General features: G+C 41.4%; 8 protein-coding genes. 2 read left to right on the top strand and 6 right to left on the bottom strand.

The features are described 5' to 3' along the window. Positions 1–57 precede the first annotated feature (57 nt). Positions 58–2,091: an ABC-F family ATP-binding cassette domain-containing protein gene (locus HXT25_RS04345; protein ID WP_410313937.1), complete on the bottom strand. Its 2,034-nt coding sequence runs from the start codon at positions 2,089–2,091 to the stop codon at positions 58–60. A 209-nt stretch (positions 2,092–2,300) separates the two neighbouring features. Here HXT25_RS04345 and HXT25_RS04340 point away from each other — a divergent pair, with 209 nt between their 5' ends. After that, complete coding sequence (locus HXT25_RS04340; RefSeq protein ID WP_004112115.1) at positions 2,301–3,455, top strand: quinone-dependent dihydroorotate dehydrogenase; 1,155 nt, start codon at positions 2,301–2,303, stop codon at positions 3,453–3,455. A gap of 118 nt (positions 3,456–3,573) precedes the next feature. On the opposite strand, the gene HXT25_RS04335 is transcribed toward HXT25_RS04340, so the two are convergent. The 5 genes from HXT25_RS04335 to HXT25_RS04315 all read right to left on the bottom strand — a co-directional run bounded on the left by HXT25_RS04335 (position 3,574) and on the right by HXT25_RS04315 (position 12,304). Further along, positions 3,574–5,958 carry a transglycosylase domain-containing protein gene (locus HXT25_RS04335; protein WP_020760970.1) on the bottom strand — a complete coding sequence of 795 codons (2,385 nt, stop codon included), beginning with the start codon at positions 5,956–5,958 and terminating at the stop codon, positions 3,574–3,576. 52 nt (positions 5,959–6,010) lie between these two features. Next, positions 6,011–6,730, bottom strand: coding sequence for a Crp/Fnr family transcriptional regulator (locus HXT25_RS04330; RefSeq protein WP_004112109.1), 720 nt, complete (start codon positions 6,728–6,730; stop codon positions 6,011–6,013). A 30-nt stretch (positions 6,731–6,760) separates the two neighbouring features. Next, entirely contained in the window at positions 6,761–9,262 is a 2,502-nt protein-coding gene (locus HXT25_RS04325) for a S9 family peptidase (RefSeq protein WP_422118718.1), read from the bottom strand. Between the two features lie 68 nt (positions 9,263–9,330). Further along, a complete protein-coding gene (locus tag HXT25_RS04320; RefSeq protein ID WP_004116977.1) occupies positions 9,331–10,650 on the bottom strand; it encodes a phosphatase domain-containing protein in 1,320 nt (439 codons plus the stop codon). A 64-nt stretch (positions 10,651–10,714) separates the two neighbouring features. After that, positions 10,715–12,304: a L,D-transpeptidase gene (locus HXT25_RS04315; protein ID WP_032834287.1), complete on the bottom strand. Its 1,590-nt coding sequence runs from the start codon at positions 12,302–12,304 to the stop codon at positions 10,715–10,717. A gap of 257 nt (positions 12,305–12,561) precedes the next feature. Here HXT25_RS04315 and HXT25_RS04310 point away from each other — a divergent pair, with 257 nt between their 5' ends. After that, positions 12,562–13,695, top strand: a complete 1,134-nt coding sequence (locus HXT25_RS04310) for a diacylglycerol/lipid kinase family protein (protein WP_004112079.1) — start codon at positions 12,562–12,564, stop codon at positions 13,693–13,695. Positions 13,696–13,706: the final 11 nt, after the last annotated feature.

Genomic DNA, 13,706 nt, shown 5'->3' with positions numbered 1-13,706 from the left:
TAGCATGCAGCATTAATCTTGAGCAAAATCGCAATGCAAAAACTGTAGACTTTTGCATCAAATTTGCTCACTAAGCGCAAGCCACTCTTCTTCTAACGCGCTCGACTCACTTTGATTCGCCTGTAACTTCTCGTTAAGCTCTTGCAAGCCAACAAAATCGCTAGGATTATGGCTAGCCATTTTTTGCTCAATCTCGCTTTTTTCTTCCTCAAGCTTTTCTAGTTTTCGCTCTATTGCTGAAACTCTTCTAGTAGCATCGTAGTAAGCTTTTCCGCTTAATTTTGCTTCATATTTTTGATTGGATTTTTCCGCAGAATCCGCATCTGACGAATCGCCAGCAACCGCCCTAGAACTCGCCTCAAAATCTGCCTTAGATTCTTGCATATTTGCGCGTGCGTTTTCTTCCATAATCTTTAAATACTCGTCAACTCCGCCTGGAAGATGGCGAATCTTGCCGTCAATCAATGCAAATTGCTGATCAGTCACTCGCTCAAGCAAGTATCTGTCGTGAGATACAACAATCAAAGTGCCTGGCCATGTGTCTAGTAAATCTTCCATAACTGCAAGCATGTCGGTGTCTAGATCGTTTCCAGGCTCGTCCATTATCAACACATTTGGCTCGTTTAGAAGAATCAAAAGCAATTGCATGCGGCGTTTCTGGCCGCCTGAAAGATCTGCAATTGGTGTCATAAGCTGCTCTGGCTTAAAACCAAGCCTCTCCATAAGTTGACCAGGAGTTACTTCTTTGCCGTCGATTATGTAACTTGGCTTATATCTACTCAAAACCTCTTTGACTTTATATTTTCCAAGCTTTTCCAGCTCTTCTAATCGTTGAGAAAGCACAGCAAATTTTACAGTTTTACCAATGTTTACGTGCCCTTTAGTTGGACGCAAAGAGCCGTCGATTATGCTTAAAAGCGTTGATTTTCCAGCGCCATTAGCTCCTACTATGCCGAATCGGTCTCCAGGGCCAATTAGCCACGTTTGATTGTCTAAAATCATGCGGCCGCTAATCGTTTTTTGTAATGCTGCACACGTTTCTTTTAATGACGATTCTTCTTGCGATAGTTGCGATTCTTGCGACTGTGCGGCTGCTTGCGATTCGTCTACAGAAATCGTAACGCTACCATCATGTGTAGGCTGGGAAAATGGCGATTTTACAATATCTGCATCGGCTCCAGCAGGATTTGACGAATCTTCAAAAATTTGCGTAACGTCAATCAAATCAACAACTTGCTTGCCGAGTCGAGAAGTTGCCATTCTCTTCAACTCAAGAGTATCTCGCATTGGCGGAACGTCTGCTATAAGCTCGCGAGCCTGCTTAACGTGGAATTTTTGCTTTGTAGAACGAGCGCGAGCACCCCTAGAAAGCCACGCAAGCTCTTTACGAGCCAAATTCCGCCTGCGCTCCTCGCGAACATCCGCCTGACGTTCGCGCTCAACACGCTGCATCATGTACGCACTGTATCCGCCTTCAAACGGGTCGATTGCTCCATCGTGAACTTCCCACATAGAAGAGCAAACTTCGTCTAAAAACCACCTGTCGTGCGTAACGAGCAAAAGCGCGCCCTGCCCGTCTTGCCACCTGTGCAAAAGATGCTCTGCGAGCCAATGAATTGTAAGCACATCAAGATGATTCGTAGGCTCATCCAAAGCCAAAATATCCCAATCATGCAACAGCAACCTAGCCAAATCCGCACGCCTACGCTGACCTCCAGAAAGCGTACCAACTTTAGCTTCAAGATTGATTCCGCCAAGAAGAGCCTCAACAATTTCGCGAGACTTTGAATCAGCAGCCCACTCATAATCCTGGCGATTCTCCAATGCAGCTTGGCGAACTGTAACATTATCGTCCAGTGGATCTCGCTGGCTTAAAATGCCAAATGTCAATCCGCTTCTACGCGTAACTCTGCCAGAATCTGGGTCCATACTACCCTCAAGAAGCTTAAGAAGCGTGGATTTTCCGTCTCCGTTTTTTCCAACAATTCCTATACGGTCTCCCTCAAAAACGCCTTGAGTCACATTTCTAAAAATAGTTTTTGTTGCAAATTCAAGCGATACGCGTTCTAGTCCCAAATCATAAGTAGGCATAACTCACAAATATAGCTGTGCTACTATACTACGCGCGGTAAAGCGCTTAGACCGCGCGAACGACAGGACCTGCCCGAGATTGTACGTGATTTAGATCAAATTTGGTACAAACTCGGAAAAACAACTCCGCATTTTGTAGCTCAACACACCAAAATCAACAACAAAAAGCGGAAAGTCGCATAATATTGAATGTCGTATAATATTGAGTTATGGGTTATGTATCTGAAAATTCTTTACACAATGCTGTGAACAAAGCTGCAACAGACTTATTCACCTTTAGCTATAAGCATGTAATTAAGCCGCACTTAGTGTTTAACATTCCACCAGACGAAGCTCACGATCGCATGATTGCTTTCTGCAAGACGAGTGAGCGCATTCCTGGATTAATGTGGCTTTTGCGGCAAATGCTCAATTACACGGATCCAGTTTTAGAAACGCGAGTTATGGGAGTGGATTTTGCGAATCCATTTGGATTAAGCGCAGGACTCGATAAAAACTGCGATTTGTGCACAGTTCTAGACAACGCTGGCTTTGGTTTTGAAACAGTTGGCTCCACAACTGCCCGCCCATGCGAAGGAAACGCTAAACCTTGGTATCATAGGCTTCCGCAATATGATTCTCTTCTTGTTCATGCGGGTCTTGCTAACGATGGCAGCGAGTTTGTGATTCCTAGAGTGGAAAAAGCGTGGACTAATGCTAAAAGCATGCGCGTTTCTGTGAGCATTGCGCGCACCAATGATAATCTTGTTGGTGACTTAGACGAAGGTATTGAAGATTATCGCATATCTATGGAGCGAGCAAGTGGCAAAAGCTCCATGATTGAGGTTAACATTTCTTGTCCAAACACTATGGCTGGCGAGCCTTTTAGCAAGCCAGAAGCTTTAGATAAGCTTTTTAATGTTTTAGATAAAGTTGATCATCCTCAGCCAACTCTTGTAAAAATGCCTTTGAATCTAGAAGGCGGATGGCCTCAATTTAAGTCTTTGTTAGACGTTTTAAGCGCACATAAGGTTGATGGCGTGAGCATTGCAAATCTGCGAAAGAACCGCGAAGGATTGAATATTCCAGAAGATTGGAAGGGTGGAATTTCTGGTGCGCCTACATTCGCCGCGAGTAATGATCTTATTAAAAATACTCGTAAAGAGTTTGGCAACAGGTTTGCTATTGCTGGAATAGGTGGCGTATTTACTGCAAAACAAGCTTATGAAAAGATTAGAAGTGGAGCTGACCTAGTTATGTTCGTTTCTTCTCTTATGTATAGAGGTCCTCAACAAATAACTGTTCTAAAGCGCGGACTTGCTGATTTACTCAGAAAAGATGGGTTTGAAACAGTTAAAGATGCAGTTTCAGCTGATGTAGATTAAAAAAAAAACCAGAATAGATAACAATAAATTACAATAAATCAGCTGGTATCGAAGTATTCGCACAATACCTCAATGCCAGCTGATTTTTTAATAATATTTTCAACTAACCAGATGAAGCTTAATTATCGTCAGAAGATGCGTCTCCTGTTCCATCTGTATTACCGTACGTAGAACCAGAAGATGTACTCGTTCTTCCATCGCCAGTAACCGACGATCCACCAGTCGCAGGATCTATCGAAGCCGCACCCTGATTTGCCTGAGCCTGATCTTGAGCCGCCTGTCTACGAGCATCCTCATCGCGCTTACGCTGTTGCTCTGCATAATCTTCCTGACGCATTTGCGGAGTTAATGACGGCATCTTTCCACCAGCCATATACTTTGAATCTGGCTTACCATATTCATTGTCGATAGGAACGTTTGCCGCTTTTAGATAATCGTCCATAAACTTTTTCCAAGCTGGAGTTGCAATGTAAACACCGTACCAAGCGCTTCGATAAACACCATTAATTCTCATGTTGTTGAAGCTCTTTTGCACTTCAGCGTTTCCAATTGCAACAAAAGCACTAATCTTATTTGGCACGAATCCTGCAGTAGTCATGTAATACTGTTCGTTAGTACCAGTTTTTGCAAAAGTTTTACGACCACCAGCTAATTGAGCAGCATGCGCAACACCACTAGGTTGAGCAACACCCTGATTTATAGCATAGGCTACAGTTTGAGCAATTTTTTTCGGTATAGCCTGATGACAATTAGCGCTTGGTACTCGCAAACGTCTACCGTTTTTATCAATAACACGCTTGATTGCAATAGGGTCACATTGAACACCATTAGCACCCAATGTTGCGTAAATATTTGCCATTGTTAGTGGAGAAGCCTGAACTGCACCAATCACCATAGGAGGATTTAGAGAATTCTTAGAAAATACGTCTTCCTGGCCTATTGGAGAATTGTGATATCCAAGTGTTTTCGCAGCCTCTGCCACTGCACACAGCTTAAGCTGAGCACCCATAGCAGCCTGAATTGTGTTGTGAGAATGCACCAAACCCATTAACGGTGTTTCTGGATTAACAGTTCCACCATCTGAATTTCTCACAGACCAACGCCCTATACCTTTATATCTTGCGCACGAAAATTCAGTATTGTTATAGAACGTGTTTGTTCGTACAGGCTGATTAATTGATTTTCCAGCAAGCATCCATGCAACAAGATTGATTGGCTTCCAAGTAGAACCAATCTGCCAGCCTAAGCCACCACCGTCTTGTTCATCTACAGCGTAGTTAATAGCTGTGTGAGTAGGGTCAGACCTCGCCGCATCGGTCGCATCATAAATACGATTGCTTCCAAAACCAAGAACTTCACCAGTACCAGGCTTTATAGCAGCTATAGAGACTTCAAAACCACTAGGATCATTAACAGGGATAGTGGCCCTAGCTGTATTCATGGCGGTTGTGTTAGCTGTTATATCCATTGTGGTGTAAATATCCAAGCCACCTTCATTAAGCAGCTTCTGCCTTGCTACAGTTGTTTTGCCAAATTCTCTAGAATTCAAGATTTTCTTAGTAACATAATCACAGAAGAATGCTGCATCTCCAGCAGCCTGGCAACCGACGTTAGCAACTTCATGCTGAATATTAAGAGTGCTTTTAATTGGTGTTGTAACCGCATCATCATGTTCTTTTTGACTTATAAAGTTTTGTCGAAGCATTAAATCAAGAACTATATTTCTTTGCTTCTGCGATTCAGGCTGATTTTCTTCAATAGAAGGATCGTACCTAGAAGGATTCTTTGTGATTGATGCAATAGTCGCAGCTTGAACAAGATTAAGATTGGCTGCAGTGGTATTAAAATAGCGTTTTGCAGCAGTTTCTACACCGTAAAGATTATTACTACCAAACTGTGCAACGTTTAAATATCCCTGTAAAATCTCTAGCTTAGAGTATTTTTTCTCCATTTGGATTGCGATTAACATTTCTCGCAATTTTCTAGCAACAGTACTTTCTGCAGCATGATATTCCGAAATAGGATCATTGTCTTCTCTAGCTTTGATCATAAGAACATTCTTAACGTATTGCTGTGTTAAAGACGATCCACCTTGCATATCAGACTTTTTAATAAACGTTTGCACAAACGCACGCATAACGCCTTGCACATCAACGCCTGAATGTTCAAAGAACCTACGATCCTCACGCGCAACCATTGCCTGCTGCATGTATTGCGATATGCGTCTTAATGGCACAACAGTGCGATTTTGAGCATAAAATGTTGCTATAACTGTTTTGCCATCAGAAGCGTATAAACGCGACTTTTGAGGTAAAGCCGTAACGTCAAAATCAATGCCATCAACTCTAAGAGAAGGCACAACAGACTTGACCACGCTGTTTACGCTCATCACTCCTGGCACAAATAAAATACTTGATACTACACCACCTGCAACACACAATGTGATGTACGTAAGGAACAGTGCTAACACGCGACGAGTTGTGAGGGATTTCTTCTTAGGCATGCGAACTATTCTAGAGGTTTGCCTCTACGTTGCGGCACGCAAAAATCGCGATTTATCTTTCTGCTCTGCGAATCAACATTCCAGGTTGGTAAATAATAATTGACCTACCGTGCCTTTTAATCCAACCCCTCTGAGCAAAATCCATCAACGCTTTATTAACTGTTTCTCTAGAAGACCCAACAAGTTGAGCAAGTTCTTCTTGTGTTAAATCGTGAGGAACAAGCACACCTTCCCTAACAGGTTCTCCAAACCTAGAAGCAAGGTTTAAAAGCGTTTTAGCCAATCTAGCTGGAACGTCCATAAAAACAAGATCAGAAATATGTTCATTATTTGCTCTTAAACGTGCAGCTAAAACCTGAAGCATGTCTACAGCAACCCTAGGATGATGGCCAAGCCACTTAAAAAGAACTTCGTTTTCTAGCCATAATACGCGAGTTCTATCTGTAATTGCTATTGCAGAAGCTGTACGCGGACCGCCGAACGGGTCAAAAACAGGAATCTCTCCAAGAATCTCACCGTGCGTGTGGATACTAAGCAATTGCACACGATTATCCCTTGAATGGCGTACAAGCTTAACCCGTCCACGCTCAAGCAGATACATGCGGCGATCAGTATCTCCTTCGTTAAAAATCGCCTGCCCCTTAGAAAAAACCGACTCATGCAAATGCTCGAGAAGCTCCCTCGCTTGATCGAGTGGCACTTGCTTAAATAACGCTGTATGCGTTAAAGGAAGGTCTTCCGTGTAGGGCTTATCTGGCTTAATTCTTACCACAATCAGCCTCCAATGTGTTTTAAAAATATTCTACGAAATACCCATGGCATCTAAACACCATGCGTTTTCATAGCAAACTTCCTCCCACTTTTTATACCTGCCAGAGCTTCCACCGTGACCGCCATCTGTTTCAATGCGCGCAATCGCGTCCGCGCCTGCAGCCTGCAAGCGAGCAAGCCACTTAAGAGGCTCCGTAACAAGAACGCGAGTGTCGTTAATCGAAGAAGTTATAAGAATCTTTGGAAACTCACCTGGCTCAACATGTTCAGACACATTCTCGTAAGGCGTGTACGACTTTAGATACGCGTAATCTTGCGCATTATGCAATGGGTCTCCCCATTCGTCCCACTCTGTAACAGTAAGCGGCAGCGAGTCGTCTAGCATAGACGTAAGCGCGTCAACAAACGGAACATCAGCTTCGATTCCTGCGTAGCATTGCGGAGCCATATTTGCTACAGCTCCCATAAGAAGACCGCCTGCAGAACCGCCATTTGCAACAGTCTGATTTGCCGAAGCATAACCCGCTTGTTGCAAAGCGCGCGTAACGTCTACAAAATCTTCAAACGTGTGTTTTTTGTTGCGACGCCTACCATTCTCATACCACGCACGACCCATTTCTCCGCCGCCTCGCACATGCACTTGTACGAACAGCACTCCTCTATCCAGCATGCTTAGGCGCGCCACAGAAAAATACGGATCGCTGCTTATTTCATAAGCTCCGTAAGCGGTGATGAACATTGCTTGTGATTTAGCCACAGTTTTTTTACGCCACACTAGGGATACGGGTACGCGCTCTCCATCTCGGACAGTAATCCACACTCGTTTTTCTGCGTAGTCATTTTCGTTAAAATCGCCTAGAATTTTCCCACGCTTAAGCAAAACGTCTTTGCCTGTAATAGGATCTATTTCACGCAAAGACCCTAGTGTCGCATAGCTTGAACAAGAATAACGCATTCTTGGAGCTTCGTAAGAAGGATTACCAGTTGCTCCAATAAGGTAAACACGACTATTTTTAGCTTGTTCATTGGTTATTTTAGATAGTTCAATTCGAACGGTGTTTTGATTTTGATTTTGGATAGATAAATTAGATAAATCAGACAAATTATCTTTTACAACATCGGTTGGTTGCCACTCTTCCGCTGTTTCTTTTATAAAACCTTCTGCTCCAACCCTAATAAAACGCCAAGGTCGCCCAGCATTAAAATCTTCAACAGCATTGCTTTTAGGCATAACAGCAAGCTGAGGCAAGCCATTCGCTCGGAAAGAAAGAGCCACATAATTCTTATAAACGCTTAAACCATCAATGCTCAATCCACAAGTTCCCTGTAAAATCTTAGGATTTTTGCTGTTATAATACGGTTCACTAACTGCTTTTTTACTGGCTCCTGGTTCTAATAAATCACCATTTTTGCAGCCGTAAGGAGATCCCTGAACCACACAATCGCCTTCGCCAATGTTAAATGGCATTGATTCCATAGATCGCTTTCGCAAATCTATAACATCAATCTGAAAATTAGGATTTTTAAGATTGTGGCTTACAAACATGAGTGGAATATCTTTACCATCATCTCCAGCATTCTCAAAGCATGCGAAAGAAACATCGTATTCCACGTTTTTTATAGGCTTTAACACCATCTTAAAATCTGCTTCTGGAGTGCTTAATGGAAGCATTAATACGCGCGAAGTTGTTTTTGAGCTGCTGTTTATCATAATGCTACGTTCGTCGAAACTTTCGTAAACGCTAACAAAAAATCTCGCATCCAATTCTTCAAAAACTTTTACATCATCTTCTACAGAAGTTCCAATTTTATGTCTAAACACCTGGTATGGTCGCCATGCGCTGTCTAAAGTCACATAAAAAACCCATTTTCCGTCTGGTGTTAAAAGCGCAGAAGATATGCCTTTTATGCAATCTCGAAGCGTTATAAAATCATTGCTACTTTTGCAAAAATCACGAATATAAAAATCGAATCTTTCATCACCCTTAGTATCGACACCAAACAACATTCTCGTGCCGTCTAAACTAATATCCATTCCTCCGAGTTGGAAGAAATCTCCACCAAATTCCGATGCCTCTTTGTTGGCGTCAAAAATAACTTCTTCGCCTTCTGTTTCTCCAGGATTTGCGCGTTCATCTATAACTGGCGGATCCCAATCATTCTCATTTTTAACAGGCATTCGGCATTGAATCCCGTACTGTTTACCTTCTACGGTACGCACATAATACCAATATCCGTCCATTCTTGTTGGAACAGACATATCCGTTTCTTGAATACGCGATTTCATCTCATTAAACAGTTGTTTACGTAAAGAATCTAACCTAGAAACGCGTTGTTCAGTGTACTTGTTTTGAGAATCAATATATTCACGAAGTCTTTTGCTCTCTTTGTCTTTCATCCAAGCATATTCATCTACAAACACATCATTGTGAAACTCACGAACATAATCAATTTTTGTAGCGGTCATAGGCTTACAACCAGCAGCCTTATTTAAAGAATCAAACTCACCGACTTTTAGCGAACTATCTTGCATTTATAACCTTTACAACACATAGAAAACATAAAAATTCTGCACAATTACACAATATCAACTACACAACATTAAACAGCATCCATAATAAATGGAATCATAATATCTTTCAAAGATTCACCATCTGGAGCTGCAAAAAATGGGACACCTTCAAAAGTTCCAGCAGCACCTTTAGCATTAACAAAATTACCATCACCAACGCTTGCAATTCTAGAAGACGCAAGAGTAACCCCAAAATCCTTAGACATTGCTCTCCTAAAATCGGTCATAGTTGAATTGACCTTAAGCTGTCTTATGCCTACCGCTAAAACTCGATTAGGGAATTTTTTTATAATACTCGCATAAGTAGCTGGATCCTTCTGACCATCATCACCAATAAGCACAAATCTCATACCTGGAAAATCATCCATAAGCTGCTGAGCAAACTCAAGCTTATGCTGAGGACCAGTCGGCACAAAAGTCTTAGGTCTAGGATCTAAATCTCTAAGAAGAAGCGGTCCAGATGGAAAACCTTCACGCAAAATGAAGTGTCGTATAGAAGCTTCCACATTCCAAGGAGAAGTTGAAAGATAGAAAAACGGGGCGTTAGGAACAAAATCACGAATCTTATTAAAGAAATGATTCATACCCTTAACAGCATGCCTGTGCTCTGGATTCATAATAAGCAGATTGTAAGCTGCTCTTAGCGGAGAAGGAGCCTGAGTGACCATAATAGTGTCATCAACGTCGGAAATTATTCCCAAAGTAGATTTTTCAGAAATAACAAACATGCTTGCATCAACAGGCTCACGATTATCTACTTTGTAAGACACTTTATGTTCACCAACATTAAGTGATCTTTCAGTAATCAAATCAAGATAACCAGAACAGTCTGAAACACAATATTCAGCACCACTGTTGAAACTAGCATCTGGCTTATCGTACACAGACGAATCACCAACTTGCGCAGATTCAACAGGAACACCATCAATGCTTAAAGAAACACGAATCCTAACAGCAGGAACAACAAGCATCGCATATATTCCGCGCTTCAAAACAGAATGATGCCCAGCTTTAGGAGCAAGAACCGTACGGCAAATCAGACGAGCATAATTATCAGTTCCATAACCAATATAAGGCTCAACGCTTGGGAACCAACCCAAACGGCGCATAATCTTACCGCTTACACGCATCCAAAATCCAACGCTTGATGTAACAAGTTTTCTGACCAATCGAATAAAAGGCGGCTTTTTATCTATACGCTCTTCATCCGAAGGAGCATCAAAAAGCGTGGCTGTAACTCGCACTTGAATAGGCGTACTGCTTATTCTTCTAGCTACAGCTGGAGAATCACATTCTTGCTTGGCTTGTTCGCCGCCTTTTGCAGCGTTATTGTCATCCAATTTAGCCAAATTGTTACTCGCTTTTATGAATTTTATAACTTTTATAAAGCCTATAACTCACTATTACAATGAATTATTGACGAACTGGACCATCTGGCTGCTCGCCAACCACTTGTACGATTGTTCCACGCGGGCAATTGTCGTACACCCACTTAGAATCCTGCTCGTACATATTAATGCAGCCGTGAGAACCATGCTTTGCTGGGTATCCTTGTGCTATACCAACATCATTCCACCTTGCTGTATGGAATGAAATTCCACCGTTAAAGTAGCTAACCCAAGTAATTCCAGGCAAATAGTATCTAGAACCGTCTCTATTAAATCCTTGCATAGCTTGAACGTCATAACGTAAGTAAATGTGGAATGTTCCATTTGGCGTCTCGTAATATCCATTGGAGCCCGTGCAAACTGGCATTGTTCGTATTAATTGATCATCTTTGTAAACGCTTACTGTCTGCGTGGTTTTATCAACCACAATACGCATTTCAACAATCTTCTTTTCAACAGCAAACTTTACTACATTTGTTGGAACCGTAATCTTTGCGTCTGTACCCTTTTCGATAGCATCCACAACCTTGTTTGCTACATCCTTTGAATAGCGAACCTCTACGCCATTAACACCTTTAAGAGTGGTCATTATGAACTGACCCTTCTTACTATAAGTGTCTTCCTGATCTATTTTCTGCTGGTTCAGATTCTTAGCAAGCTCTTTTGAAAGCCAAGTATTTACTGCTTCCCTATCTACAGTAAACGAAATCTGCTTTCTCTGTTCATCAGCATTAACCTTAATCCAAGAAGCGATTGCAGATTTAGGTATCGTAAAATCTTTTGAATCGCCATTACTTAAAGTGATTTTCTTAGTAAGAATATTATTAAGCTGATCCACAGTTTTCTTAGCAACATCACGCTTAATCGGTGCTTCAATCCTACGAGACTCAATAGTAACTTTTACTGTTTTACCAGGATTTTCAAGCGATTTTTTAACAGCCTCACGAACAGGCAATGTTATTACTGTACGACCTGGAACACCATCTTCCACCACATAAGATTCAGAACCAGAATCGTATTTTGCCGTATAAGGCATTGCACGATCTTTATCGTTAACAAATTTCTTGATGATATACGCATCCATATCCATGTCGTTTCGAGTTGCTTGCAAAGCGACAGTCTTCTGAACCCAAGGCATAAGCATTGTAAACGCGTTATCATGCTTAGATCGCATTATATTTTTAACCGTTGCGCTCTTATCTACTTTGACGTACAAGTCTTCAAAATTCGCGTTGATTGTTTTACCACGATCATCTTTAATTTCTATTTTGGTGCTATCAACAGCATTATCTACATTTTTAGAAACCGCTGCCAACTGAGCGCCAACAATTTGACTACTTCCAGCAAAATGTACACCAGGGGCAACACGATCATGGAAATACGCTTGTGTGCCAAGAAAAGCGCAGACTAAGAGTATAACGAATATGACCAAAGAATATAAAAGAACCAGTGCAGACTTGTTCGACTTATGGCGATTCTTTAAAACAGCAGTCTGATTTATATCGTTATTGTCAATATTGTAATTATCTACACTGTTTACGTCTATATTATTAGCAATATTATCAATATTTTCAGACTCAAAAGCGTCTGGATTATTATGTTCTAACTCGGACATACTCTTAAACCCCTGCTCGATTAATGGCACAAAAATCGCATGTGGCAAGTTTAGCACTTGCTTAGCATATAACTCACATAAGGAATGTAAAACATATAAATAGAAATAATAGAAATAATAGAAATAAATAATAGAAATGCGAGCCAAAAATAAAAAATATGCTCAATACGTGATGAAAATGTGAAAAGTAATCAAATATTCGCAAATATTCTAAAAATAATCACCATATATTAAAGATATGTGCAAGAATAATAAATATGCCAGATATGCCAATTCAAGCGACGATTGCGTTAATGGTGATTGTTTTTGCGCTAGTACTTGCGCCATTCATCATTATGATAGTTACGCGCGCCTTGAAAAAGCATCATTTAGCAGAAAAACTCGCAGAGCGACACGGAGATAGTGTACATTACGCTTTCATACTAAACCCGTCTAAACCTCAAGCAGAACAATATAGACTTGACATTAAAGAATATTGCAAATCACACAATTTCACATACGAAATAATAGACACTCAATTAAATAAAGACGGGCGAGAATGCGCACTCGAAGCCTTAGAAAACGGGGCAAATGTTGTTGTGGCAGTTGGTGGAGATGGCACTGTTAGAACGGTTGCAAGCGCGGTTTCTGGCACGAACCACGCGATGGGAATAATTCCAATTGGCACAGGGAACTTGTTTGCGCGCAACATGGGCATTCCAGTAGATGATGTTCAAGCAGCACTAAGAGTTGCAACAAGCCACGGATCTAAAAAAGTTGACGTTGGGCGTGTTTTTATACTCGACAAGCCGTATGAAGACCATGGTCACGCATTTTTGATTATTGCAGGAATTGGATTCGACGCTCTTATGATAGACGACACTAATCCTGCGCTTAAAAAGAACATAAGCTGGCTTGCATACTTTGTTGCTGGCGTTAAACACTTATTTGCGCCAAAATATCGCGGAGACGTTACTTTTATTAGAGAAAACGGTACAAATCACACAGCAAGAGGAATATCATTCCGCACACTTATGGCTGGTAATTGTGGACAAATACCAATGCTTTCTTTAATGCCAGAAGCCGTTTACGATGATGGCATATTAGACTTCGAAATTATTGACACATCTGGCGGATTAATTGGATGGGCTAACCTATTTGGAGACGTTGTACACCAAACCGTTACAGGAAAAGCAAAGCAAAGTCCGCTTTCTACAAACTCTAAAATCGACCAATCGCAAGGTGTTGAAGCAGAAGTCAAGATAGAACGACCTGCTCCTGTGCAAGTTGATGGAGATATTTTAGGCTACACAAAACACTTGCGTTTTAGCGTAGACAAACAGGCTTTATGCGTTCGCATACCAGAGAGTTTACAATCTTCTTTGACTCAAAATAATGCTAACTTACGTTAAAATACCGTCGC

The sequence above is a fragment of the Gardnerella sp. DNF00476 genome, from assembly GCF_049262735.1.
GTDB classification, from domain to species: Bacteria; Actinomycetota; Actinomycetes; order Actinomycetales; family Bifidobacteriaceae; genus Bifidobacterium; species Bifidobacterium vaginale.
Note: the sequence above shows the minus strand (reverse complement) of the source record. Positions and strands in the feature narration are given on the sequence as shown.